23 protein-coding genes are annotated in these 23,475 nt (G+C 62.8%); 7 read left to right on the top strand and 16 right to left on the bottom strand.

Annotated features, from left to right (window positions below; genetic code table 11):
- Both AB5I84_RS02840 and AB5I84_RS02845 read right to left on the bottom strand, forming a co-directional pair.
- Nucleotides 1-315, bottom strand: coding sequence for an NAD(P) transhydrogenase subunit alpha part 2 (locus AB5I84_RS02840; protein ID WP_369454319.1), 315 nt, complete (start codon nt 313-315; stop codon nt 1-3).
- Nucleotides 316-326: 11 nt separating this feature from the next.
- On the bottom strand, nt 327-1,448 hold the full coding sequence (locus tag AB5I84_RS02845; RefSeq protein ID WP_369454320.1) for a Re/Si-specific NAD(P)(+) transhydrogenase subunit alpha: 1,122 nt from the start codon (nt 1,446-1,448) through the stop codon (nt 327-329).
- A gap of 496 nt (nt 1,449-1,944) precedes the next feature.
- Between AB5I84_RS02845 and AB5I84_RS02850 the strand changes: the two genes are divergently transcribed.
- Complete coding sequence (locus AB5I84_RS02850) at nt 1,945-2,610, top strand: TetR/AcrR family transcriptional regulator (RefSeq protein ID WP_369454321.1); 666 nt, start codon at nt 1,945-1,947, stop codon at nt 2,608-2,610.
- 243 nt (nt 2,611-2,853) lie between these two features.
- Here the strand turns inward: AB5I84_RS02850 and cysS are convergent, their stop codons facing one another.
- From cysS to thrS, 3 genes are read right to left on the bottom strand one after another with little or no spacing between them, the layout of a single operon-like run.
- Nucleotides 2,854-4,236 carry a cysteine--tRNA ligase gene (gene cysS, locus AB5I84_RS02855; protein WP_369454322.1) on the bottom strand — a complete coding sequence of 461 codons (1,383 nt, stop codon included), beginning with the start codon at nt 4,234-4,236 and terminating at the stop codon, nt 2,854-2,856.
- Between the two features lie 8 nt (nt 4,237-4,244).
- Nucleotides 4,245-4,679: a phosphoribosyl-AMP cyclohydrolase gene (gene hisI, locus AB5I84_RS02860; RefSeq protein WP_369454323.1), complete on the bottom strand. Its 435-nt coding sequence runs from the start codon at nt 4,677-4,679 to the stop codon at nt 4,245-4,247.
- Entirely contained in the window at nt 4,676-6,589 is a 1,914-nt protein-coding gene (gene thrS, locus AB5I84_RS02865) for a threonine--tRNA ligase (protein ID WP_369454324.1), read from the bottom strand. Before thrS ends, hisI begins: the two co-directional genes overlap by 4 nt.
- Nucleotides 6,590-6,784: 195 nt before the next feature.
- Between thrS and AB5I84_RS02870 the strand changes: the two genes are divergently transcribed.
- Both AB5I84_RS02870 and AB5I84_RS02875 read left to right on the top strand, forming a co-directional pair.
- Complete coding sequence (locus AB5I84_RS02870) at nt 6,785-8,239, top strand: HD-GYP domain-containing protein (protein WP_369454325.1); 1,455 nt, start codon at nt 6,785-6,787, stop codon at nt 8,237-8,239.
- Nucleotides 8,220-9,035 (top strand): M23 family metallopeptidase, encoded by an 816-nt coding sequence (locus AB5I84_RS02875; RefSeq protein WP_369454326.1) that lies wholly within the window; start codon nt 8,220-8,222, stop codon nt 9,033-9,035. The genes AB5I84_RS02870 and AB5I84_RS02875 overlap by 20 nt, the downstream gene beginning before the upstream one ends.
- A 25-nt stretch (nt 9,036-9,060) precedes the next feature.
- Here the strand turns inward: AB5I84_RS02875 and AB5I84_RS02880 are convergent, their stop codons facing one another.
- Nucleotides 9,061-10,299: a GGDEF domain-containing protein gene (locus AB5I84_RS02880; RefSeq protein WP_369454327.1), complete on the bottom strand. Its 1,239-nt coding sequence runs from the start codon at nt 10,297-10,299 to the stop codon at nt 9,061-9,063.
- 305 nt (nt 10,300-10,604) lie between these two features.
- On the opposite strand from AB5I84_RS02880, the gene cqsA reads away from it, so the two are divergent.
- Complete coding sequence (cqsA, locus tag AB5I84_RS02885; RefSeq protein WP_369454328.1) at nt 10,605-11,876, top strand: alpha-hydroxyketone-type quorum-sensing autoinducer synthase; 1,272 nt, start codon at nt 10,605-10,607, stop codon at nt 11,874-11,876.
- Between the two features lie 31 nt (nt 11,877-11,907).
- Here cqsA and AB5I84_RS02890 read toward each other — a convergent pair whose 3' ends face one another.
- The 3 genes from AB5I84_RS02890 to AB5I84_RS02900 are packed head-to-tail and all read right to left on the bottom strand — an operon-like array spanning nt 11,908 to nt 14,556.
- On the bottom strand, nt 11,908-12,924 hold the full coding sequence (locus tag AB5I84_RS02890; RefSeq protein ID WP_369454329.1) for a response regulator: 1,017 nt from the start codon (nt 12,922-12,924) through the stop codon (nt 11,908-11,910).
- Nucleotides 12,921-14,213 (bottom strand): sensor histidine kinase, encoded by a 1,293-nt coding sequence (locus AB5I84_RS02895; protein WP_369454330.1) that lies wholly within the window; start codon nt 14,211-14,213, stop codon nt 12,921-12,923. The genes AB5I84_RS02890 and AB5I84_RS02895 overlap by 4 nt, the downstream gene beginning before the upstream one ends.
- Nucleotides 14,214-14,244: 31 nt before the next feature.
- On the bottom strand, nt 14,245-14,556 hold the full coding sequence (locus tag AB5I84_RS02900; protein WP_369454331.1) for an Arc family DNA-binding protein: 312 nt from the start codon (nt 14,554-14,556) through the stop codon (nt 14,245-14,247).
- Nucleotides 14,557-14,731: 175 nt separating this feature from the next.
- Here AB5I84_RS02900 and AB5I84_RS02905 point away from each other — a divergent pair, with 175 nt between their 5' ends.
- On the top strand, nt 14,732-15,703 hold the full coding sequence (locus AB5I84_RS02905; RefSeq protein ID WP_369456053.1) for a LysR family transcriptional regulator: 972 nt from the start codon (nt 14,732-14,734) through the stop codon (nt 15,701-15,703).
- A 1-nt stretch (nt 15,704) separates the two neighbouring features.
- Here AB5I84_RS02905 and AB5I84_RS02910 read toward each other — a convergent pair whose 3' ends face one another.
- Entirely contained in the window at nt 15,705-16,607 is a 903-nt protein-coding gene (locus AB5I84_RS02910; RefSeq protein WP_369454332.1) for a 6-pyruvoyl trahydropterin synthase family protein, read from the bottom strand.
- A gap of 205 nt (nt 16,608-16,812) precedes the next feature.
- Between AB5I84_RS02910 and AB5I84_RS02915 the strand changes: the two genes are divergently transcribed.
- Nucleotides 16,813-17,151, top strand: coding sequence for a histidine triad nucleotide-binding protein (locus AB5I84_RS02915; RefSeq protein ID WP_369454333.1), 339 nt, complete (start codon nt 16,813-16,815; stop codon nt 17,149-17,151).
- Here the strand turns inward: AB5I84_RS02915 and AB5I84_RS02920 are convergent, their stop codons facing one another.
- The 3 genes from AB5I84_RS02920 to AB5I84_RS02930 are packed head-to-tail and all read right to left on the bottom strand — an operon-like array spanning nt 17,152 to nt 20,291.
- A complete protein-coding gene (locus AB5I84_RS02920; RefSeq protein ID WP_369454334.1) occupies nt 17,152-17,928 on the bottom strand; it encodes an SDR family oxidoreductase in 777 nt (258 codons plus the stop codon).
- The gene (locus AB5I84_RS02925) at nt 17,921-18,850 is read right to left on the bottom strand and encodes an alpha/beta hydrolase (RefSeq protein WP_369454335.1); all 930 of its coding nucleotides are present in this window, start codon (nt 18,848-18,850) and stop codon (nt 17,921-17,923) included. Before AB5I84_RS02925 ends, AB5I84_RS02920 begins: the two co-directional genes overlap by 8 nt.
- Complete coding sequence (locus AB5I84_RS02930; RefSeq protein WP_369454336.1) at nt 18,831-20,291, bottom strand: flavin-containing monooxygenase; 1,461 nt, start codon at nt 20,289-20,291, stop codon at nt 18,831-18,833. The genes AB5I84_RS02925 and AB5I84_RS02930 overlap by 20 nt, the downstream gene beginning before the upstream one ends.
- 115 nt (nt 20,292-20,406) lie before the next feature.
- On the opposite strand from AB5I84_RS02930, the gene AB5I84_RS02935 reads away from it, so the two are divergent.
- Nucleotides 20,407-21,432, top strand: coding sequence for an AraC family transcriptional regulator (locus tag AB5I84_RS02935; RefSeq protein ID WP_369454337.1), 1,026 nt, complete (start codon nt 20,407-20,409; stop codon nt 21,430-21,432).
- Here AB5I84_RS02935 and AB5I84_RS02940 read toward each other — a convergent pair whose 3' ends face one another.
- The 3 genes from AB5I84_RS02940 to AB5I84_RS02950 all read right to left on the bottom strand — a co-directional run bounded on the left by AB5I84_RS02940 (nt 21,433) and on the right by AB5I84_RS02950 (nt 23,256).
- Nucleotides 21,433-21,897, bottom strand: a complete 465-nt coding sequence (locus AB5I84_RS02940) for an LEA/WHy family protein (protein WP_369454338.1) — start codon at nt 21,895-21,897, stop codon at nt 21,433-21,435.
- 16 nt (nt 21,898-21,913) lie between these two features.
- A complete protein-coding gene (locus AB5I84_RS02945) occupies nt 21,914-22,966 on the bottom strand; it encodes a phospholipase A (protein ID WP_369454339.1) in 1,053 nt (350 codons plus the stop codon).
- Between the two features lie 101 nt (nt 22,967-23,067).
- Complete coding sequence (locus AB5I84_RS02950; RefSeq protein ID WP_369454340.1) at nt 23,068-23,256, bottom strand: Trm112 family protein; 189 nt, start codon at nt 23,254-23,256, stop codon at nt 23,068-23,070.
- Nucleotides 23,257-23,475: the final 219 nt, after the last annotated feature.

Here is a 23,475-nt window from a genome sequence, read left to right on the forward strand (position 1 = left end):
TCATTGCTTCTCTGCTGCAGCTTTCGGGGTTTTCTTCTTGAACATGTCAAGCATGCGCCGGGTCACCAGGAAGCCGCCGAACACGTTTACGGCGGCCAGTGCCACCGCCAGCGTGCCCATGGTCTTGCCCAGCGGGGTCACGGTCAGCGCCGCAGCCAGCATGGCGCCGACGATGACGATCGCGGAAATGGCGTTGGTCACCGCCATCAGCGGGGTATGCAGTGCCGGGGTCACGTTCCAGACCACGTGGTAGCCCACGTAGATCGCCAGCACGAAGATGATCAGGTTGTAGATGCCGTCGGAAATCAGGTCCATTTCCCAGCTCCTTACTTGTTGACGCGCACAACGTTGCCGCCTTGGCACATCAGGCAGGCAGCGACGATGTCGTCTTCGAGGTTGAGGTTGAACTGGCCTTCACCGTCGGTGACCAGCTTGAGGAAGTCGAGCAGGTTGCGGGCGTAGAGGGCGGATGCGTCCGCAGCCACCAGTGCCGGCAGGTTGGTGTGACCGATCAGGGTCACGCCGTGTTTGACCACCACCTGGTCGGCTTCGGTCAGCGGGCAGTTGCCGCCTTGCGCCGCTGCCAGGTCGACAATCACTGCGCCCGGCTTCATTTCTGCCACCGTGGCTTCCTGCAGCAGCACCGGCGCCTTACGGCCCGGGATCAGCGCGGTGGTGATGACGATGTCGGACTGCTTGGCGCGCTCATGGACGGCCTTGGCTTGGCGGTCCATCCAGGATTGCGGCATCGGCCGGGCGTAACCGCCCACGCCTTCGGCGCACTCGCGCTCTTCGTCGGTTTCCAGCGGTACATCAACGAACTTGGCACCGAGGGATTCGATCTGTTCTTTTACTGCCGGACGTACGTCGGAGGCTTCCACCACCGCACCGAGGCGCTTGGCGGTAGCAATCGCCTGCAAGCCGGCAACACCGGCGCCGAGGATCAGCACGCGGGCCGCTTTCACGGTACCGGCGGCGGTCATCAGCATCGGCATAAAGCGCGGGTAGTGGTCCGCTGCCATCAGGACCGCTTTGTAGCCGGCCACGTTGGCTTGCGAGGACAGCACGTCCAGGCTCTGCGCGCGGGAGCTGCGTGGTGCGGCTTCCAGCGAGAACGCGGTCAGGTTGCGGCCGTTCATGGCGGCAATGGTGTCGTTGCAGAACGGGTTAAGCATGCCGGCCAGCACGGCGCCGGATTGCATTTGACCCAGTTCGTCGCTGTTCGGTGCACGCACTTTCAGCACCAGTTCGGCGCCGAGGGCGTCAGCGGCGCTGCCGATGGTGGCGCCGGCGTCAGCGAAGGCACTGTCAGGAATGGCGGACGCGATGCCGGCACCGCTCTGTACCGTGACACGGTGCTTCTGGGCCACCAACTTCTTCACGGTTTCCGGCGTCGCGGCGACGCGGGTTTCTCCGCTGTAGGTCTCTAGTGGGATGCCAATATGCACATCTAGCTCCAGATTGGTGACTACTAGTCCGCAGGGCCGCTGCTATTTAAAGAGGGGCTTGACGTTGCGGTGAGTCATGGGTTGTTGATGGTGGTGCTGCTGCGAAGGTGTGGCATAGTGCTGTTTTTTGGGCCGTCTGAAAAGCCGGTTGACGCAACGAAATTTTTCGAACCCCAATAAAAACAGACAGACCTGTTTTTATCTGGCGGCCGCAATAGCCTGTCTCTACACCCTTCTTCTGCGCTTTTTTGTGCCTATCTTGTTGTTATATATGTGAATAAATTATGAATCCGGTTCTTTCTTCGGCCCGGGCTGTGTGTCTAGGCGCAGCCAATAACCGTGCTGGATCGCTGGATAAAACAGACAGCACTGTTTCTTTTTGTCGGACAGCGGCATCATAAGCCCGGTTCTGAGCCGATTTAGGCACTTTTTCGCTCGGTTTTCCGCCGCCTTCTGGGTGCTTACCGACCCAATTTCACCGCCTTGGATGCCGCCAATGACTGCAGCCACTCCCCGCCCCCCCGGTTGGCAGGCCGAAAAAAGCCAGCGCATGCGTGATGCGGTGCTGACCGCCACCGCCGAGTGCTTGCTGGAAGTGGGCTTTGCCCAGACCACCACCGAGCGCATCGTGCGTGCGGCCGGGGTGTCGCGCGGCGCCATGACTCACCATTTCCCGTCGCGCAATGCGCTGCTGGCCGCCGCTGCCGCCCAACTGGCCGGCCAGCAGGTTGGCCAGTTTGATGCGGTACTGGGCGATGACAGCGCCTGGAGTGAGGACCTGCTCACCCGTGAGCGCTTGGAAAGCCAGCTCGGCCAACTGCTGGAGTGCTTCCGTTCGCCGGTGGCGTTGGCGTTTGATGAGCTGCAGCAGGGCGCGCGCGCCGAAGCTGAGTTGCAGGGGCAGGTGGCGCCGCACAGCCGCTTTGTGGCCCAGCACATGCGTCGTCGTCTGGCGCGCCGGTTCCCGGCCTGGGATGAAGCGGGCCAGCGGCAGCAGGGTGAGGCGCTGGCGGATATGATGCTGCTGACGCTGCAGGGCATGGCGCGCGAGCCGGACATTGGCATCGCCGAAACGCCACTGGTGGCCACTTTGGCGCGGGTGGTGGTGGCGGAATATGCCTTGGCGCAGTCCCGCCGTGATCGGCACTCTGGCTATTTCTGAGCCCGCGACCGACGCGCTGCGTCTTATATAGGTAGCCGTTATTTCCATGGCGGGCGTCGCAGCAGGGCAGTCGGCAGCTAGGCTGTAGCGGTGCGGGGCACACCCAAGGGCGAGCGTTGGACAACTTGGATCAGCAGTGCCCGGCTGGAGAACACTGCCGGGCACTGCTGATGCTGCCAAGATGGATCGACGCGCATAAAAAACGGGGCCGTATGGCCCCGTTTCAGCGTTGACTCCGGGCGCTTACTTACGCGTCCAGCGGGTGCCTTCGCGCGTGTCTTCCAAAATCACATCGGCGGCTTCCAGCTCGGCGCGGATAGCGTCGGCACGGGCAAAGTCGCGGGCGGATTTGGCGGCAGTACGCTCGGCAATCAGGGCTTCGATGGCGTCGGCATCGAGGCTGCCGGCCTTGCCTTGGTGGAACCAGCTTTCCGCGTCCTGCTGCAGCAGCCCCATCAGGTTGGCGGCAGCCAGTAGCTCGGCCTTGCGGCGCGGCTTGTCGGCGGCGTCCGCTTTGTTCAGTTCGCTGGCCAAGCGGTGCAGCGCGCTGATCGCTTCCGGGGTGTTGAGGTCGTCGCACAGGGCGGCCAACACCGGGTGATCGTCCGGCAGTTGGTAGTCGGCCTCGGCGCTGACCGCATCGCCACGGCCGAGCAGCGCGTAGTAGAGGCCGTCGAGGGTGGCGCGCGCCTGGTTGAGCAGTTCCTCGCTGAAGTTGAGCGGCGAACGGTAGTGCGCCGACAGCAGTGCAAAACGCAGCACTTCGCCGGGGAAATGACCCAGCAGGTCGCGCACCAGACGGAAGTTGCCCAGTGACTTGGACATCTTCTCGCCGTCGATATTGATGTAGCCGTTGTGCAGCCAGTAGCGCACGTAATCGGTGCCGTGGGCGCAGCTGCCTTGAGCAATTTCGTTCTCGTGGTGCGGGAAAATCAGGTCGGCGCCGCCACCGTGGATGTCGATCAGCGGGCCAAGGTGGCGCGCGATCATGGCGGTGCATTCGATGTGCCAGCCGGGACGACCACGGCCCCACGGCGAATCCCAACCAGGTTGGTCTTCATTGCTCGGTTTCCACAGCACGAAATCGCCGGCGTAACGCTTGTAGGGTGCCACTTCGACCCGCGCGCCGGCGAGCATGTCGTCCAGCGAGCGGCGCGACAGCGCGCCGTAGTCGGGCATGGTTTGTACCGCGAACAGCACATGGCCTTCGGCGGCGTAGGCGTGGCCCTTGTCGATCAAGGTGCTGATCAGCGCCACCATGTCGCCGACGTGGTCGGTGGCATGCGGCACGATGCTTGGTGGCAGTGCGCCGAGCGCGGCCATGTCATCGGCAAACGCTTCGGCGAAGCGGCCGGTAAGCGCCTCGATCGGCTCGCCGTTGTCACGGGCGGCGGTGATGATCTTATCGTCGATGTCGGTGATGTTGCGGGCATAGACCACGTTCGGATACAGCCGCTGCAACAGCCGGAACAGCACGTCGAACGCCACCACCGGGCGCGCATTGCCGATGTGCACGTAGTTGTACACCGTCGGTCCGCACACATACATGGTCACCCGTTCGGGGTCGATCGGGGTGAAAACGTCCTTGCGGCCGGTGAGGGTGTTGTGCAGGTGCAGGGTCGGCATAGCGCTCATCATTTCGGGTAAAGAAGGGCCGGATCAATCACCGGCTCGCGGTCGAGAACAAAGTCGCCGTCCTCGGCTTTCCAGTAAAAGCAGTCACGTCGGCCGGTGTGGCAGGCGGGGCCGGTCTGGTCCACTTTCAGCAACAGCGTGTCGCCGTCGCAGTCCAGTCGCAGCTCCATCAGGCGCTGGGTCTGGCCGGAGGTCTCGCCTTTGCGCCACAGCGCCGAGCGTGACCGTGACCAGTAGCACACCACGCCGCCGCGGAGGGTCTCTTCCAGCGCGGTGCGGTTCATCCACGCCATCATCAGCACTTCGCCGGTGTCGTACTGCTGGGCGATGGCCGGCAGCAGGCCATCTTCGTTCCAACGCAGCGCGGCCAGCACCTGCTGCTGCGGCAGGCGGGTGCCGAGCGCGTCTTGCTCGTGTTGGTGCAGCAGACTCATGACGGCATCCGCACGGCATCGCCAAGGCGGGCCACGGCGTCGTCAAGGCTCAGCACTTCGGTGTCGCGGCTGCCGAGGCGGCGCATCGCCACCTTGCCTTCGGCGGCTTCTTGCTCACCCAGCACCAAGATCAGCGGGATTTTGGCGGCAGAGTGTTCGCGCACCTTGTAGCCGATTTTTTCGTTGCGCAGGTCCAGCTCGGCGGTGACGCCAGCCGCTTCCAGTGCTTCACGCACCTGGTGGGCGTAGTCATCCACGGCGTTGGTGATGGTGGCGATCACCACCGGCACCGGCGCCAGCCACAGCGGCAGGTGACCGGCGTGGTGCTCAATCAGGATGCCGATGAAGCGCTCCATGGAACCGATGATGGCGCGGTGCAACATGATCGGCCGCTGGCGCTGGGAGTGCTCATCGACGTACTCGGCGTCGAGGCGCTCCGGCATCATTGGATCGAATTGCACCGTGCCCACCTGCCAAGAGCGGCCGATGGAATCTTTCAGGTGGTACTCGATCTTGGGACCGTAGAACGCGCCTTCGCCGGGCATTTCTTCCCACTGCACGCCGGCGCGGGCCAGGGCGGCACGCAGGGCATTTTCTGCCTTGTCCCAGTCGTCATCGTTGCCGAGCCGTTTTTCCGGGCGCAGCGCCAGCTTCACCGACACATTGTCGAAGCCGAAGTGATCGTAGACGCGCATCGCCTGCGCGTGGAAGGCAGTGACTTCCGCTTCCACTTGGTCCGGGGTGCAGAAGATGTGGCCGTCGTCTTGGGTGAAGGCGCGCACGCGCATGATGCCGTGCAGCGCGCCGGACGGCTCATTGCGGTGGCAGCCGCCGAACTCGGCGTACCGGATCGGCAGATCACGGTAGCTGTGCAGCGCCGCGTTGTAGATCTGCACGTGGCCGGGGCAGTTCATCGGCTTGATGGCGTAGGTGCGCTTCTCCGATTCGGTGAAGAACATGTTTTCTTGGTAGTTGTCCCAGTGGCCGGACTTCTTCCACAGCGTGACGTCGAGAATCTGCGGGCCGCGCACTTCTTGGTAACCGCTCTTGCGGTACACCTGACGCACGTACTGCTCCACCTTCTGCCAGATCGCCCAGCCGCGCGGATGCCAGAACACCATGCCGGGGGCTTCTTCCTGCTGATGGAACAGGTCCATCTCGCGGCCCAGTTTGCGGTGGTCGCGACGCGCGGCTTCTTCCAGCCGCTGCAGGTGCTCGTTGAGCTCGGTCTTGTCACGCCAGGCCGTGCCGTAGATGCGCTGCAACTGGGCGTTGTTGCTGTCGCCGCGCCAGTAGGCACCGGCCACTTTGGTGAGTTTGAAGCCATCGCCCAGTTTGGCGGTGGACGGCAAGTGCGGGCCGCGGCACAGGTCGATGAATGGGCCCTGACGGTACAGGCTCACTTCTTCGCCGGCCGGCAGGTCGCGGATGATCTCGGCCTTGAAGGTTTCGCCCTTGTCGAGGAAGAAGGCGATGGCGTCATCGCGGTCCCACACCTCGCGGCGGATCTCTTCATTGCGGCGCACAATGTCTTGCATGCGCTTTTCGATCGCTTTCAGATCGTCCGGCGTGAACGGCTGCTCGCGATGGAAATCGTAGTAGAAGCCGTGCTCGATGGTCGGGCCGATGGTGACCTGGGTGTTGGGGAACAGCTCCTGCACCGCCTGCGCCATTACGTGGGCGGCGTCGTGGCGGATCAGCTCCAGCGCATCGGCGTCCTCACGGGTGACGATCTCCACTTGGGCATTGGCGGGCACGGTCAGGTAGACATCCCGCAGGGTGCCGTCGACACGCACTGCCAGGGCCTGCTTGGCCAGCTTCTTGCTGATGCGCTCAGCGATTTCCAGACCGGATACCGGTTGGTCGAATTCAAGTGCGGCGCCGTCGGGCAGCCGGTACGCAATGCTCATGAGGTGTCGGATCGTCGTCAGTATAGGAGGGAAAATAAGCTCTCGATGGTAGGCAATCAGCCCCGGTGCTGCAAGGCGGCATGCTGCCGCAGCGGCCGCCGCGAGCCGCACCGTCCGGCGGTTTGCGCGGCAATTTCCTGTTCGCTTTTGGGGCGGCTGGGTATGCTGTGGGCTCTCCCCCGATGGCATCTTCACATGAACCAGGAACACCCTCTCAGCCACGCCGCCTTGCGTGTTGCGCTGACCCATCTGCTGGCCGGCACGACGCTGGCGGAACGTTTGTCCCGCTGCGGCGCCGAGGCGCAACAGCTGACCGGCGCCGACCGTGTCGAGTTGTGGCTCGGCCGCATCGACAAGCACCGTAGCCGCTACCAGTTCAGTCTGTCGCCGCTGGCCGATGACACCGAAGCGCAACATTTCGATAGCGCAGCGGCCCGTGAACAATGGCTGCGCCAACAGTGGCCGACGGTGATCGATCCGGTCGGTGCGGTACCGGCCGGGCAGCCGACGTCACCGCGTGCTTACCGCTTAGCGCGGCAGGACGGCACCTTGCTGGCGCTGGTGGTGGTTCACGATGGCGACCCGATTGCGGCGGTGGATGACCCTTGTTGGGCCGCGCTGCACACCTGGCTGTGTCTGGCGTCGCTGGCGCTCGATTGCCTTGGCCAGACCGAAGACAGCCAACAGATGCTGGATGCCATCGTGCAAGTGATCGCGCGCATGGTGGATGAGAAAAGCGCCCACACTTTCGGCCATTGCCAACGGGTGCCGCTGCTCACTGATCTGTTGCTGGACGCGGTACAGCAGGACACTGGCGAGTATGCCGACGTGGAGTTGGATGCGGACCAGCAGCAGTCGTTGCGGCTGGCGGCTTGGCTACATGATTGCGGCAAGCTCGCAGTGCCGGATGCGATCCTCGACAAGGCCACCAAACTGCACGGCGTGCGTGACGGGTTGGCGGAAATCGATACCCGGCTGGCGGTGCTGCGCGCGCAGCAACTGGCCGCGCTGCCGGCGACCGCCGGCCAGGCCGCGCGGCAGACGCTGAAGGAACAGATCCAAGACGACCGTGATTTCCTGCACCAGATCAATTTGGGTAGCGCACCGCTCAGTGACGCCGACCGCCGTCGCATTGAGGCGCTGGCGGCGTTGCAGTGGACCGACCTGGATGGTCAGCGCCGGCCGCTACTGAGTGAGCGGGAGGTGGCGCTACTGTGCATTCCGCAGGGCACCCTCAGTGCGGAAGAGCGCGTAATCATGAATCACCATGCGCAGGTGACGCTGAATATTCTCGAAGCCTTGCCGTTCCCGCCGCGTTTGGCGGCGGTGGCGGATTACGCGGCCAGCCACCATGAGCGCCCGGACGGCAGCGGCTTCCCGCGCGGCCTGTGCGGCGATCAACTGCCGCTGCCGTCGCGAATGCTGGCAATTGCCGATGTGTTTGAAGCGCTGACCGCCAGTGATCGGCCTTACAAACGTGGCTTGCCGTTGTCGCAGGCGTTGGCGGTGATGAAAAATTTACGCGATCGCAACCAGATCGATGCCGGTTTGTACCGGTTGTTCATCGAAGCCGGCGTCTGGCGCCGCTACAGTGAGCAGATGTTGCCCGCTGACCAACAGGACGTCACCGATGTGGACCCGTATCGCTAGTACTGTGCTGCTGTGCAGCGTAGCCGCCCTCGCCGGTGCGGCGGATTTGCTGTTGGCGCAGCAGGGCGAAGCTGCGCCCGGGCGTCTGGTGCGGGTGCAACTGGTGCCGGGCACCCAAGCGTGGTTGGACGGCACGCCGCTGAGTGTGTCGGCGAACGGCTGGGCTGCATTTGGTTTTGACCGCGATGCCAGCGGCCAGCGCGTACTGCGATTGGTGGGCAACGGTCGCGAGCAGCGGGTGGAGTTTGTGTTGCCGGCCGGGGATTGGCCGCTACAACGGGTCAATGGCGTGCCACCGCGTACCGTAGCGCCGCCGCCCCCGGCGGTGCAGGAACGCATCCGCGCGGAAGCCGCATTGATGGCCAAAGCGCGCGCGGTGCACAGCCAGCTGGAGGACTTCACTACCGCGTTCCGCTGGCCCCTCAGTGGCCGCATTTCCGGTGTGTACGGCAGCCAGCGCATTTACAACGGCACCCCCGGCTCGCCGCATCTGGGGTTGGATATTGCCGCGCCCACCGGCAGCAAAGTGCAGGCGCCGGCGGGCGGCGTGGTGACGTTGGTGCACCAGGATATGTTCTACAACGGCGGCACGCTGGTGATCGACCACGGCGAAGGAGTGGCGTCCACCTTCATCCACTTAAATGCAGTGCACGTGGAGCAAGGCCAACGGGTGGAAGCCGGCGACTGGGTGGCGGATGTCGGTGCCACGGGCCGTGCCTCGGGGCCGCATCTGCATTGGGTGGTGAACTGGTTTGATGTGCGGCTGGATCCGCTGCCGCTGCTGCCGCCGCGCTGAGGGCGGCAGCTCGCTTCCACTCTGCTCAGGCGCTGCGGCGCAGCACCCGCAGCGCGCCATCACTGTTGACGCTGGCGACGCAATTGCGGCCGCCGGCCTTGGCTTCGTACAGGGCCGCGTCCGCTTGCTGAATCAGCTTGTCGGCATCGTGGGCGCCGCCAGAGGTGCTGGCGACACCAATGCTGATGGTCACCACTGAGTTACTGCGTGAGCCCAGGTGCGGAATCCCCAGCTGCTCCACCCGCGCGCGCATGCGTTCGGCAAATACTAGGGCATCTGCCAACCGGGTGCCGCCCAATACCACCACAAACTCCTCGCCACCATAGCGGGCCACGAAATCGGTGGAGCGCTGCACCATGGTTTTCGGTACCGATGCGATCGCTTTCAGACACTCGTCACCCTGCTGGTGGCCGTAGGTGTCGTTGTACTGCTTGAAATAGTCGATATCAAAAATCAGCACGGAAATGGAATCTGGTGCGCCGCGTGACTGGTACTGCATGCCGTGCAGCAATTTTGCTAGGCGACTGTCGAGGCCACGGCGATTGATGGTGCCGGTGAGGCTGTCTTCGCTGGCTTCACTGGCCAGCGTCTGGTTGGCCTCATGCAACTCACTGCGGTGCAGGAACAGCAATTGTTCCGACAGGAAGAAGCGGCGCTGTAAGCGCTCCATCACGTACAAGCCAGTCAATGACATCAGACTGCCGCAGGCCATGACTGCCAAGACCACCGCGCTAGCGCGGGCATCCAGCGGCTGGAACTGCCACAGCGCGCCGGCGCTGGCGGCCAAGATCAGCAACGTGGTCGGCAGCGCCCACGACATCGGTACTCGATAAAGGGTGCTGAGCGACAGGATGGCGAGGAACGCCAGATAGAAATAAGTCTGCGCCAGCGGGTGATCGATCACGGTACCCAAATAGATGTGCGGCAGAGCCACGCACAGCGCCGCTGCGCACAGCAGCAGGTGGGTCAGGCGCGGCATCCGCTGCGCCACCATCAGCACCCCAACAATGCCGAGCACGGCTACGAGTCGTGGTCGCCACAGCTCGGCCAGCGCGCTGCTATCCACCCAATATTCCACCAGCGTGGCGGTGCCCATCACCAACAGCATCAGGGCGCTGGCCCAGGGCAGCTGCCGCAGCGCATCGGCACGCAATTGGCCGCGCAGGCGCGGCTCCAGGTCGCCGGGCAAAGTCAGGTGCCACGGCAGCGGCAGATCGCGGCCATCAGGCAGGCTGGTATTGGGGCTGGAATCGGTGCTGTTCATGGGCTCTCGCGGACCGGCCGGCGGTATCGGTCACCGGGCTGGTGACTGCGCACAAGCGTATCACCTGCACCGGGGCCGCTCTAGCGGAAGGGTATTAATAACTGCGCATAAGAACAGTGATGGCATTATGCCATCACTGCGCAAATAACCAGTTAATTCATTTTAAATTAGCTTCTCATTTTACGATTGTCCGGTTTGGGCGCCTCAAACCGTTTCAGCGGTGCCGTATCGTGAACGCAGGGCCCAAAGGGCCCGCATTCCGCCGTGCATACAACGGCATTTAAACCGCTGAAAGAGGTAATGAAATGAGTGCAATCATGCAACGGGGCGCCCGTGCCCGCAAAATGGCGAAAATGCCGGAATTCATCCGTTCACGCATGGACGATCATTTTATCAATCGTCTACAAAATGAATGGGGAGGCGACCATTTGCTGAAAGGGGCGGTGCCACAACCGGGGGCCATTGAAATGATCAGCAATGATTATCTGGGGCTGTCCAATCACCCGCGCATTGTGGCGGCTCAGGTGGGCAGTTTGCAGTCCGGTGACAAAAGTGTGGTGATGTCCGGTGCCTTTTTGAAAGGCGATAACAATCAACGACGTTTTGAGCAACGTTGCGCGGAATGGACCGGTTATGAAGCCGCAATCCTGTGCCAATCCGGCTACGCCGCCAACGTTGGGCTGATCCAGTCGATCGCTGGGGCGGACATCCCCGTGTACGTGGACATGAGTGGGCACGCGTCCTTGTGGGAGGGGGTCAACAGTGCCAACGGTCGTGCCATTCCGTTTCGCCACAACGACATGAAACACCTGGCACGGCAGGTGCGCCAACATGGCCAAGGGGTAATCTGTGTCGATTCGGTGTACAGCACCTCCGGCACTATTTGTCCGTTGGAGGAGTTGGTGGCGCTTGCCGAAGAGACCGGCTGCGTGTTGATCGTCGATGAGTCCCACTCGCTGGGCACCCACGGCCCGGACGGCGCGGGTTTGGTGGCGGCCGCCGGGCTGCAGGAGCGGGTGCATTTCGTCACCGCCAGTCTGGCGAAGTCGTTTTCCGGTCGTGCCGGGCTGGTGCTGTGCAGTGGCGAATTTGCCGATTATTTCTGGGTGACGTCACTGCCGGCGATCTTCAGTTCCTGCCTGCTGGACCATGAAATCTTGGCGCTGGATGCCACGCTGGAGTTGATCCAGCGTGAACACTGGCGTCGGGAGGCGGTGCAGGTGAACGCGGATTTCCTGCGCCGTGGATTGGCGGAGCTGGGTTATAACGTCACCGCTAGCCAGTCGCAGATCATCGCGCTGGAGGCGGGCACCGAGCGCAGTACTCAGAAGTTGCGCATGGCGCTGGAGCAACGCGGGGTATTCGGTTCGGTGTTCTGTGCGCCGGCAACACCGAAGAACCGCTCGCTGGTGCGCTTCAGTGTTAACGCTTTGCTGACGCTGTCGCAGCTACAGCGGGTACTGGCGGTGTGCGCCGAGATCCGTGACGAGGTGGACATGTGGGAGTGGCCGTCCACGCGCCGTTTGGCGCGGGTGCAGCCGGAAATCGAAATGATGGAACAGCGCAAGCGCGCGTGATCGACCGCGGCGCCCGTTAGGGCGCCGCACTTCAGCGGCGCAGCTGGTCGAGGCTGTCCAGATAGGCGCGGTAGCTGGAGGTTTGCCAGTCGTACTCGATGTCCGCCGGTGGACTGTCCACCAAGGCGCACAACCAGGTTTCCTGCTCGCCTGCTACCCGCGTGGCCGGGTGCACAAACTCCCGCCAGTCGAAATGCTCATCGCCGAACTCTTCCGGCGTCGCCCACAGCCATGGCAACGCCTTGCCGCCGCTCAACTGCTTCAGTACATCCGTCGGTGGCGCCAACGAGCGCAGCGAGAACAACGCCCGCTGCAGTGATTGTTCGCTGCTCACCAGCAGCCGCTGCAGTTGGCCGTCGGTGCTCACCAACAGGAAGCCGTCTGGGTCTTCCACGTAGTAGTACTCGACGATGTCGTGCTGGCGCAGCAGCCGATGAAAATAATCAATGAAGCGGCTGTCGTGGAGGAAGTCCGGTGGGTCCAGCGCCAGCGTAGTCTGCAGCAGCGTGGAAACGTCGGAAAAGTAACGCTGCTGTAGCCCTTCCAGCGTGCGGTTGAGTTTGCCGGTCAGGTCCGGGTCTTGCTTGGTGAGGAAGTGGTGAATGGTGCCGGCATTAAATGCGTCCACCGCCAGCTTTTCGTCTGCCACGCCGGTCAGCAGCACCTTTTTCACCCGTGGATGCTTGAGCTGCTGGCAGAACGCCAGCCCGTTCATTTCCGGCATGTCGTAATCCACCACCACCACAGAAATATCGGCAAACCGCTGGGTGTTGCTGATTTCCCGCTCGATCAGGGTCAGGTCTAGCCGCAGCGTGCGTTCACCGGCGGCGGCCTCTTGCTGGCGCAGATAGCGGCAGCAGCGTTGGTCGAGGGTGGTGGCGCGTGCTTGCGCGTTGATCAGCTGCAAGGCTTCGCTGGCAGAAGTGAAGAATCGGCACGCCAAGCGCTCGTCCAGCAGCAGGCTGAAGTTGTCGAGGAAGCGCTGGTTGTCATCCACCATCAACACCGTGGTGGGATGGAAATAGGGCTGGATACGCGGACTGCTCACGTGGCCGGCTCCTTCGGGAAGCGCATTTCAAACAGTGTGAACTGGCCTTGCACCGACTCGCAGGCGATGCGGCCGCCGAGGCTTTCCATTACCAGCTTGCAGAATGACAGCCCGAGGCCGTTGCCCTGGTCGACGGTATTGGAGGTGTAGAAGTAGTCGAAGATGTGCTTGAGCGCTTCTGGCGCAATGCCGGGCCCGGTGTCCATGAAGGTCAACGTGTTGTACTGCGGGCCGGTGGCGGTGCGTACCATGATTTCGCCACGTCCGGCTTGGTTGATGCTGTGTAGGGCGTTCTTGATCAGATTGAACAGCACATGGGTCATCAGCAGGTTGGAGCCGAAGTAGCGGAAATCTTCGCCGCCTTCCCAGTTCACCAGTGCGCGATCGCGGCTGGAGTTGAACGGGAACCGCTCCAGCGCGTGGCGCACAGTGTCGTGCATGCCGTAGAAAGTGAAGTTGTCGGTCTTGATGCTGCTCTGCTCGGCGCTGAGCAACAGCATGTCGATGATGGTGTTGGCGTAATCAATCTCATCGCGGATGCTGCGCGCCACATCGGACAACTGATCCAGATGGCCGGCACGGATGCGCCGCACTGGCAGGTTGGCCGCTTCCGCCAGCCGCTGCGCGTTGACCAAGTCCGGCAGAAAACGGATCAGGCCGTCGGTGGCGCCCTTCATGCCGGCCAGTGGCGTGCGCAGTTCGTGGGCAATGTTGCGGCCCACCGCAGCGTGAGCGTTGAGGCGTTCTTCCTTAAGCATATTGCTGCTGTGGTTGAAGGTGCCGCCGGCCACTACAACGAAGATGTAGATCGGCAACTGCTGCAGGTAGCGCGCCACCACTTCCGCATCGACATCGCCGCCGATGGCAAAGCACACCCACGCCAGCAGCGAACCGGTGATGTACAGCAGGATCACCAGCAGCCAATCGTTCACTGCGATCACTAGCAGGAACAGCGCCGCTAGAGTGCTCATGCTCCAGACTAGGTTCAGGTCATTGCGCAGCAACATGTAGGTGAAGAAAAACGGCAGCGTGTAGAGCAGTGCCGCCATCCAGTGCCAATAAACCTGGCCCACCAGTCGTGCCGGCCACTGCTGGTAGAAAAACAGCGGGATGCACAGCGCCATGCCCACCGCCCGCAGTGTGAAGTTCTCGTACGGCTGCGGGAAAAAGTAGTGCCAAACAAAGTAGTAGGTCGGGAAGGTGATGATGCCCAGCCAACCGACCATGCGGGCGTTGTGACGCGCGTGGTGGGCACTGTATTCAACCGATTTCTGCAGTCGGGCGAGCATGGTGTCGATCATGGTGTGCGGGCAGCCTCAATCAGCGCAGCAGGTCTAACAGCGCCTGCTGGCGCTGCGGCGCCAGGCGGCGGAAACATTCCAACAGCAGCGCTTCATCGTGGGACAGAGCAGCAGTGGTGCGTTCGGTGGCCTGGTAGGGCGTGGCGGGCGGTTCTGCCACCCGGCTGCTGGCCAGACCAAGGCTTTCTTCCAGTCGTGCCACCACTTCGGCATTCATGCTGCGGTGATTGGTGCGCGCCACCTCGGCAATCAAATTACGCACGCCGGGCGGTAGGCGTACCACGAACTTGCCGGCCTGAGTGCGTTCGCTGGGAGTGAGTTTGTGTTCCATTTCGCTGCTCTCCTGGCTCGCAGGGCGCGTTGCCGCTGCGGGTGACGGGGCCATGGTACACCGTCCAGTGGTGCGGCTCCGGGGCATCCGGACCAGCGTCGGTCCAAAGGCTCTATTCTAAGCAGTGATGATGTTTGGCAACATGATCAACCCGATCAATAGTAGGCCGCACATCATGAATCTGGGTCGCGTGGACCTGAACCTGCTCAAATATCTCGACGTGCTGCTGCGCGAACTCAGTGTCACCCGGGCCGCCGACCTGCTCGGCATTTCCCAGCCGGCCATGAGCAACGGTCTCAAGCGCCTGCGTGACCTGTTCAACGATCCGCTGCTGATCCGCACCTCCAATGGCATGAGCCCCACCGAACGGGCGCTGGAGCTGCAGCCGCAGGTGCGCCAGATCTTGGCGCAGGCGGAAACCATGATGACGCCGGGGGAGGAATTCCTGCCCGACGAGAGCCGCCGCGTGTTCCGCATCATGACCAGTGACTATGCCGAAGCCACGCTGGTGCCGCATCTGGTGCGGCGGCTGCGGCTGGAGGCGCCCCACGTGGTGCTGGATTTCCTCACGCCATCCGATGTCAGCTATGCCGACATGGAGCAGGGCCGGGTGGACCTGGCCATTAACCGTTTCAACGAAATGCCGCGCTCGTTCCACCAAGTGACGCTGTGGAAGGATTATTTCTCCTGTCTACTCAACCGGGGCAATCCGCTGGCGCGGGATTTCAATCTCGAATCCTACCTCAGCGCCCAGCACATCTGGGTATCAAAAACCGGTTTCGGCGTCGGTTTCGGCATGAATCCGGAAAAGCTCGGAGGGCTGGGCTGGATTGACCAAGCGCTGGCGCGCATCGGCCGCAGCCGCAAGATCTCGATTTTCACCCGTCATTACCAAATGCCGGCCTTGCTGGCGATGAATAACGATCTGGTGGCGACGCTGCCGAGCCGGGTGGCGCGGATGCAGGCGCAGAACCCACGGCTGGTGATAAAAGACCCACCGTTTGTGATTCCGCGTTTCGAGTTGAAAATGGCGTGGTCGCCGCTACTGCACCACAACGCAGCACACCGCTGGCTGCGGCGGCTGATTCAGGAAGAGGCGGGCAATATCCTGCGCGAGGACCCGGACGAGCGCGAGCAGGATATCTGAGTCAGTACATCAGCCGTTCGTTGAGCCGGCCCTGACGGCCGTTGGCAATGAAACCTTCCGCCACCGCGCCTTTGGCCACGCCTTCAAAGGCGCGCACCTTGAACGCTTTGCCCGGTGCCTCTTGCGCCAGCTGCGCGGCGATGTGCTCGGCTAAGTATTCCACCGTACTGTCGGTGTCGATCAGGTAGCAGTGATCTTCCGGGATCAGCAGCTCGAACTGGCCCTGCGGCGCTTGGTAGCGAAACCGGTGGTGCGGCACTTCATCAAGGAAGTAGGTGCCTTCCAAGTCTTCGCGAGTGCCGATGTAGATGTCTTCCCAACGGTCGGCCCACAGCTTTTCCCAGTAGCGACTGCGGCGGCCGTTCTCGAACACTTGGATGCCGGAGCGATGGCCGTGGGCAATGCGCTGGCAGTTGCCGTCGTGCTTTTTGAGGCCGTGGGAGTAGTGGTAGAACGGCGCGGTGCCGACATCTTCCTCGCGCAGCGTCAGCACCAGCTCGGAAACATTGTCCGGCAGTACCGCGCGCACGATGTCCATCAGGTGCAGGGTGATGGCGCTCTTGTTCACTTCTTCGCCAGACAACAGCACCGAAGAACAGGCCGGCGCTTTCATGCTGATGGTGCCCTGCGGATAGCGCCAGTCGAGCTGGATCTGGCCGTCCTGCAGTGCGCAGTGGTGCAGGCAGCTGCTGCCGGTGGGAATCACTAGGCGGTGATCAACGCTCTGATCGACCACCTTCTTGACCGCTTTCTTGATATGGCCAAAGTCGAACAGCATGCCCTGCTCATCGAGCGTGCCGGTAAGTTCTAGATCCACGATCCAGCTCTCGCCGACCATGCCGCGTTTGGCGTGCAGGTAGGAAAAGTCGAGGACGGTGAGGTTTTCTACAAACAGGGTTGCCATGGATACGCGCTGCCCGAGGTGTGTGGTCCACAGTAATGGGGCCGCATTATGACAGCCGGGCGCGCCAAGCTCACTCTTATGGCTGATAAATCCTGTATTAGCCGGTCAGGTTGTGATCCATGACACGGCAACACAGTGCTGTGATGCTGGTCACAGTGACTGGGAAGTCTTATGGTTGGGAGCCATTTTTATGTCGGGGAACGCCATGTCCGAAACCATCTTTTCTCTGATCATCAACCGTGAAATTCCGGCCAACATCCTCTACGAGGATGACCTGTCCCTGGTGTTCAGCGACATCAACGCTCAAGCGCCGGTGCATTTTCTGGTGATCCCCAAGAAGCCGATTCCGAAGCTGTCCGACGCCACCGAGGACGATCAGGCGTTGCTCGGGCACCTGCTGCTGGTGGCCAACAAGGTCGCGGCAGAGCAGGGGCTGACTGACTTCCGCCTCAACGTGAACAACGGTGCCGGCGCCAGCCAGACCGTATTCCACCTGCACATCCATGTGCTCGGCGGGCGGCCGTTCTCTTGGCCGCCGGGCTGATCAATCGCGGCTGAGCCAACGGATCATGCGCCGTGTGATGTCACGCGGCGCTAGTTTTTCCATCCACACCAAAGCCTTGAACGGCGCGCTCACCGGGTGATGCACCTTGGCGCTGCGCACCGCCTCGAACGCAGCGGCGGCCACATCTTCGGCTTCCAAGTTCACGCCCAAGCGGCGGATCACCGGCGGCTGCCAGCTCTGCTCATCCACCATCGGCGTTCGCACGAACGGCGGCATGATGTCGCACACGTGAATGCCGTGGCGCTCCCACTCGATCTGCAATGATTCGGTCAGCGCCCGCACCGCAAACTTCGAGGCGGAATAGCTGGCGAAGTGCGGAATGCCGTACACCGCCGACGCCGAACTCATGTTCACCACCACCGGTCGTTCTGCGCGCTGCAGCCACGGCAGGGCGGCCAGCGTCACCTGCATCAGACCGATCACGTTGATATCGATCAGACGCCGGTGAACCGCCAGTGGAATGTCCTCGAATGGCCCCACGCGCAGAATGCCAGCGCCGTTGAACAGCACGCGAAGGGTACCCAGCGCTTCGCCGGCGGCGTTGACCGCTGCGACTACGGCGTCGTTGTCGGTGACATCGACGGCTTGGTGCCAAGCCGGGCGGCCGTCGGCATCGCGCAGTTCAGCGGCCACGTCCTGTAAGGCGGCGGCGTCTTGGTCCAGCAAGGCTAGCCGCCAGCCGTGCCGATGGAACAGGCGGGCGGTGGCGCGGGTGATGCCGGACGCGGCGCCGGTAAGCAGGATGGTGTCATTCATGGTGCAAGCCCTGCACATGCTCAGCCATGCGCAGCAGCGCATCGTCGGCGGCGCTGAGCACGCCGGCGTGCACCGGAAACACATGCCACATGTGTTCATAAACGAAGGTATCCACCACCACGCCGGCGTCGGCCAACGCGCGGTCCAGCCGTACGCTGTCGTCGAGCAGGATTTCATCGCTGCCGACCAAGATCAGTGTTTGCGGCAGATCGTGCAGTGCGGCCAGCAGCGGCGACACTTCCGGTTCACTACGTTGGCCGGCGGCATAGTGCTCGGCGCTGCTGTCGAGCCCGCGCCAGTTCAGCATTACCTCCGGCGGTTGCACCGGCGCGCTGGCGTTGGGGTGGGTCAGGTCGGCCCAAGGCGACAGCAGGATCAGACCGTGCAGGCGCACGTGGTGCTGGTCACGCAGGCGCAGGGCGCAGGCCAGCGTCAAACCGCCACCGGCAGAGTCGCCGGCCACGGTGATGCGGTCGGCCGGGTAACCGTCGCGCATCAGCGCCAGCACCGCATTGACGGCGTCGTCCACCGCCGCCGGGTAGCGATGCTCCGGCGCCAAGCGGTAGTCCAGCGCATAGACGTCGGCACCGCTATCGCGTGCCAACGCACTGGTGATGGCGCGGTGGGTAGCCGGCGAGCCGACGCAGTAGGCGCCGCCGTGCAGGTAGACCACCACCCGCTCGGCACGCTGGCCGGTGCGGGCGCGGTGTAGCTCGGCCGGTACTGCGCCGAGCTGGGTTTGTTCGCGCTCAATGCCGCGCGCTGGCAGCGTGGTCAGTGCGGTGGCACGAAGTCCTTTGCGCAGCATCGGCACCGGCACTGCCGGGTGAAACAGCGGCTGCACCATCAACTTCATCGCGGTGCGTAGTGCAGCGCGTGCCACGCGCTGGGCAGAGCGGGGATCAGCGGGAAGAAAATTCATAGTCATCGGCTTTTACCGTGCGGATGGCTTGGCGGTAACGGAACGTAAAGCCCGGCCAGTTATTGGTATTTTTACCGCTCTCGTTCTTGTACCAGCTGGTGCAGCCCTGGTCCCAGACGGTGGCGCGGATTTGTTCTTGCAATGCAGCATTGAAGGATGCCTGCACGGTCTCGCGCACTTCAATGGCACCGGCGCCAGTCTGCTCCATGCTGTCCAGACAGCTCATAACGTGGTTGAACTGGCTTTCCAGCATGTAAACGATGGAGTTGTGGCCGAGGTTGGTGTTCGGGCCGTAGAGCATGAACAGGTTCGGGAAGCCGTGCACGGTCATGCCGTAATAGGCTTCGGCGCCGTCGCGCCAAGCCTGATTCAAGTCCACGCCGTCGCGGCCAGTAATGCGCATCGGCGCCAAGAAGTCGGTGGCCTGGAAACCGGTGCCGTAGATGATCACATCGAACGCGTGCTCGCGGCCGTCGGCGGTGGCGAGACCCTTCTCGGTGAAGCCCTGGATGCGGTCGGTAACGATGCTGGCTTTGTCTTGGGCCAGAGCCTCAAAGTAGTCGTTGCTGAGCAAGATGCGCTTGCAGCCGATGGGGTAGTCCGGCGTCAACTGTGCGCGTTTGGTGGCATCTTTCACCGCGCGGCGCATGTGCTGCTGCGCGCGCAGACGGTAGATCGCCATCGCTTTGTCGAAGCCGCTAAAGCCGAATACCCGCGTTTCGTAGAAGCTGTAGATGGCGCCGCGGCTGAATTTCTGTATTGCCGGCAGCTTGTCAAACAGCTTCTGCTCCAGTGGCGTGTAGGCGCGGTCTGGCTTGGGCAGCACATAGGCAGCGGAGCGTTGGAACAGCGTCAAGGATGCCACCTTATCCATGATCGCCGGCACGAACTGGATCGCGCTGGCGCCGGTGCCGATCACGCCGACCCGCTTGCCGCGCAGGTCCACATCGTGATCCCAGCGGGCGGAATGGAAGCGGCTGCCGGTGAAGCGTTCTTCGCCGCCAAGCTGCGGCATGGCCGGGCGGTTCAACTGGCCCGTGGCGGCGATCACCAGACGGCTGTCGTAGTGCTCGCCGTTGCGGGTGGTCACGCTCCAGCGCTGGCTGGCGTCGTCGTAGCGAGCCTGTTCCACTTCACAGCCGAAACGGACCTTGGGGTAAACGTTGTACTTGCGCGCGCAGTGGCGCAGGTAGGCAAAGATTTCCGCCTGCGGGGCAAAGCGCCGGGTCCAGTTGGGGTTGGGCTCAAACGAGAACGAATAAAGGTTGGAAGGGACATCGCAGGCGGCACCGGGGTAGGTGTTTTCGCGCCAGCAGCCGCCGACGTCCTCGCCTTTTTCAAGAATGACAAAGGAATCAATACCGGCCTGCATCAACCGGATGGCCATGCCAACGCCGCCGAAACCAGCGCCGATGATGACCGCCTCAAGTTTGTTATTCATGGTGTAGTGACCTTGGGCAATGACGGACAGTGTTGATGCTAGGGCAGCCGTGCGCCCTTGTTGAGGGGCGAGCCGGACATTAGATTATGAAAATCGGACATCTCCAGGAGCCATCATGACTCACCCCGGCCAATCCCGGCGCGGCGCTGCGTCGGTGCAATTGCTCTACCGCTGGGGCCTCAACCAAGGCCTGTCGGCGCGCCAGTGCTTGGCCGACACCGGTTTGTCGGCGGAGCAGCTGACCGATCCGCAGGCTGAAATCGAGGGTCGGCAGGAATGGCAACTGGTAGAGAACCTGGTGGCGGCGCTGGGCGATGACGGCGGCCAAGGGGTGCAGACCGGCGAGCTGTACCACTTGGCCACCTACGGCATCTGGGGCTTTGCATTGATGAGCAGTCCCACGTTCCGCGATGCGGCGTTGCTCGGGATCCAGTTTCTTGAACTGACCTTCGCGTTCACCCACATCCAGCTGCGCGAGCACGATGGCCGTGCCCTGCTGACGGTGGACGGCAGTGCGCTGCCGGCGCCAGTGCGCCGCTTTATGGTGGAACGCGACGTCAGCGCTATCGCGGTGCTAGAGCAGGAGCTGTTCGGCGTGCCCGAAGCTGGTCGCGAAGTGTGGTTCAGCGCGCCGGCACCGAAGGATCTGGCGCCTTACCATGCGGTGTTCCAGCGCACGCCCTTGTTCGGGCAGGCGCTGGATGCCCTGGTGCTGTCGGCCGACCGCCTCGATCAGCCGCTGCCGCTCGGTAACCAACTGACTCAGCAGCGCTGTGTGCTGCACTGCCAGCAATTGCTGGACGCACGGTTGGCACGCCGGGGGCTGGCCGGGCGCGTGCGCGATCTGTTGGTGGCACGGGTGGCGCAGATGCCGGACATGGAGCAGGTGGCGGCCGAGCTGGGTCTGTGCAGCCGCACCCTGCGCCGGCAATTGGCCGAGCAGGGCGTTGGCTTCCGCCAGCTACGCGATGAAGTGCGGCAGGGGCTGGCGGAGGCGTTGCTGCATCCCGGCGGGTTGGCGGTGGAACAGGTGGCAGCGCGACTGGGTTACCCCAGTGCGTCCAACTTCATCCATGCGTTCCGGCGCTGGACCGGGCAGACGCCGGGCCGCTATGTGCGCCAGCGCCGCAGTCCCCGTTGATCAGAGGTTGGGGAAGTCGATGTTGCCGGCGTGGCGGAACGACAGCGGCAGCGGTATGCCGCCCACCCGCGCTTGACCTTCAATGCGGTATTCCAGCGGTTTGTCGCCGCGGTAATCCAGCGCCTGCAGGTGTTTGAGGGTGGCAAACAGGCCGGTGGTAACGCGGGTTTTGACCAGGGCGTCGCCCATGGCCGGAATGTCTTCGTCCGGCTTGGCAAGACCGCGCGCGAAGCGGTGCTCGCCGAGGAAGATCTGATAATCCACGGTGCGCAGTTTCAGCGCATGATCGTTCGGGTTGCGTACCCGCAGCGTCAATTCCCATTCCTGGTCGAGCATGGTCACGCCCAGCAGCGCCACGCTGGCGAGGTGGACTTCCGGTGCCACGGTGTCGCGGCCGAGGCTGGTGCAGCCGGCGGTAAGCAGCAGTGCTGCGGTGAGCAGCAGCAAGCGCAGGGGGGTCAACACAATTGCGGGTCTCCGGTTACAGGGTGTCAGTGAGCAGCACGCCCAGGCTGATACGGTTTTCATAGTCGTCGTAGTTGATCAATGAATCGCCATAGCCGCTGAACACCTGGAAGATGCCCTTGAAACGACTGGAGATCGGGAAGGTGTAATCCACCTGTGCGGCGCCACGGTTGTTGCCGCTGCGCAGGTTGTTGCGCCACATCAGCTCCACCACATGGTTGCCGAACGGGCGCGCGATGTTGAGTTCGAAGTTGCCCAGGTATTTCTCGATGTCGGGGTTGTCGTCACCCTTCACCGCATCCGGGGTTTTTTTCTTGTCTTCCGGAATTCGCCACCAACTGCGCAGCGACCAGTAGTAGGAGCCGGTGCGCGCCACATAGGTGGCAAACAGTCGGTCCCAGCTGCGTGAGGTGGGCATGTCACGGCCGTTGGATTCGTGCACATAACCAAATGCGATCAGCTCGGAATCCACCGGGCCGAACTGCCAGTCCACGGTGCGGGTGACGAACAGTTCCGGCATGTAGTTGGTTTCGCGGAACGGCCGCGAGTTCTCGCCGTTGTAAACCTGGAAGAAACTGACCTGGGTGTAGGCGAAGAAGATGTTGTAGTGGTCGAACACATTGGTCGCCAGCGGCATCTTGATCGACAGCTGGAATTTCACCTCGGTGGAGTCCAGGTTGTCGTCTTCCTTGTCCGGATCGTTCCACTGCCGGTTCGACCACCAGCTTACCGGCATGATGTAGTTGCGTCGGTGCGGGGTCATTACGAACGGGTTGTACTGGGAGTTGCGCTCTAGCGTCAGCCGCTGGCGCAACGCATCTTCGTTGCGCTCGCGGCCGCTGCGCACGTCGTCATTGCACCAGCCACGCAGTACTTCCACTGGCGTATCCGGCGCGGCGGTGCGCAGGCTGCGCAGCAGGCAGGCGTCGACCTCGCGTGCCAGCGCCGCCTCGCTGTCCTCGGCGGTGGTTTCGCCCAAGGCTGGCAGCGGGTCGGTAGAATCAGCCAGCGCCGGCAAGGCGGCACCGAGCAGCAGCGGCAGGAGCAGACGGATCAGGGCAGAGCGCATAGCAGCAGGGTCCTTTGCCAACAACCGGGCGCGGCGGCGAAGTGGCCGGCGCGGCCACATGGTGCCGCAGACCGGCGGTAAAAAGTGTTAAAGCTGATGTGTCAGAGTTGACGCAGTTCGTCGTCGGACAGCGTGCGGGCTTCTTCCGGCAGCAACACCGGGATGCCATTGCGCACCGGATAGGCCAGCCCGTTGGCCTTGCAGATCAATTCTTGGCTGGATTCTTGCCAAAACAGCGGCGCCTTGCTCACCGGGCATACCAGGATGTCGAGCAGTTCTTGGTCGAGCATGGGGGCTCCTCGTAACGGGGCTGTCATCGGTCGGGCGGACAGTATAACGGGGTGTGGCGCAAACGGGCATTTTCAAACGCTTGTTTGACTCGCGGGTCACAAATACTGGTGGGCCGCCTGTTTTTCGGCGGCTAACATTGTGGCCCATCATGCGCTGAGTATTTTTTGAGCGCTGTCCCCGGATGCAACGGCATCCGCCCGTCTTGCATTCAATCTTTT

The organism is Alcanivorax sp. REN37, from assembly GCF_041102775.1.
In the GTDB taxonomy this organism is placed as follows: Bacteria; Pseudomonadota; Gammaproteobacteria; order Pseudomonadales; family Alcanivoracaceae; genus Isoalcanivorax; species Isoalcanivorax beigongshangi.

Coding starts and splice junctions, on each gene's coding strand:
- AB5I84_RS02930 (WP_369454336.1), bottom strand. CDS start 20,291: ATGAATAACAAACTTGAGGCGGTCATCATCGGCGCTGGTTTCGGCGGC.
- AB5I84_RS02905 (WP_369456053.1), top strand. CDS start 14,732: ATGAATCTGGGTCGCGTGGACCTGAACCTGCTCAAATATCTCGACGTG.
- AB5I84_RS02915 (WP_369454333.1), top strand. CDS start 16,813: ATGTCCGAAACCATCTTTTCTCTGATCATCAACCGTGAAATTCCGGCC.
- cysS (WP_369454322.1), bottom strand. CDS start 4,236: ATGCCGACCCTGCACCTGCACAACACCCTCACCGGCCGCAAGGACGTT.
- AB5I84_RS02895 (WP_369454330.1), bottom strand. CDS start 14,213: ATGCTCGCCCGACTGCAGAAATCGGTTGAATACAGTGCCCACCACGCG.
- AB5I84_RS02945 (WP_369454339.1), bottom strand. CDS start 22,966: ATGCGCTCTGCCCTGATCCGTCTGCTCCTGCCGCTGCTGCTCGGTGCC.
- AB5I84_RS02935 (WP_369454337.1), top strand. CDS start 20,407: ATGACTCACCCCGGCCAATCCCGGCGCGGCGCTGCGTCGGTGCAATTG.
- hisI (WP_369454323.1), bottom strand. CDS start 4,679: ATGAGTCTGCTGCACCAACACGAGCAAGACGCGCTCGGCACCCGCCTG.
- cqsA (WP_369454328.1), top strand. CDS start 10,605: ATGAGTGCAATCATGCAACGGGGCGCCCGTGCCCGCAAAATGGCGAAA.
- AB5I84_RS02880 (WP_369454327.1), bottom strand. CDS start 10,299: ATGAACAGCACCGATTCCAGCCCCAATACCAGCCTGCCTGATGGCCGC.
- AB5I84_RS02910 (WP_369454332.1), bottom strand. CDS start 16,607: ATGGCAACCCTGTTTGTAGAAAACCTCACCGTCCTCGACTTTTCCTAC.
- AB5I84_RS02900 (WP_369454331.1), bottom strand. CDS start 14,556: ATGGAACACAAACTCACTCCCAGCGAACGCACTCAGGCCGGCAAGTTC.
- AB5I84_RS02920 (WP_369454334.1), bottom strand. CDS start 17,928: ATGAATGACACCATCCTGCTTACCGGCGCCGCGTCCGGCATCACCCGC.
- AB5I84_RS02840 (WP_369454319.1), bottom strand. CDS start 315: ATGGACCTGATTTCCGACGGCATCTACAACCTGATCATCTTCGTGCTG.
- AB5I84_RS02950 (WP_369454340.1), bottom strand. CDS start 23,256: ATGCTCGACCAAGAACTGCTCGACATCCTGGTATGCCCGGTGAGCAAG.
- AB5I84_RS02850 (WP_369454321.1), top strand. CDS start 1,945: ATGACTGCAGCCACTCCCCGCCCCCCCGGTTGGCAGGCCGAAAAAAGC.
- AB5I84_RS02875 (WP_369454326.1), top strand. CDS start 8,220: ATGTGGACCCGTATCGCTAGTACTGTGCTGCTGTGCAGCGTAGCCGCC.
- AB5I84_RS02925 (WP_369454335.1), bottom strand. CDS start 18,850: ATGAATTTTCTTCCCGCTGATCCCCGCTCTGCCCAGCGCGTGGCACGC.
- AB5I84_RS02870 (WP_369454325.1), top strand. CDS start 6,785: ATGAACCAGGAACACCCTCTCAGCCACGCCGCCTTGCGTGTTGCGCTG.
- thrS (WP_369454324.1), bottom strand. CDS start 6,589: ATGAGCATTGCGTACCGGCTGCCCGACGGCGCCGCACTTGAATTCGAC.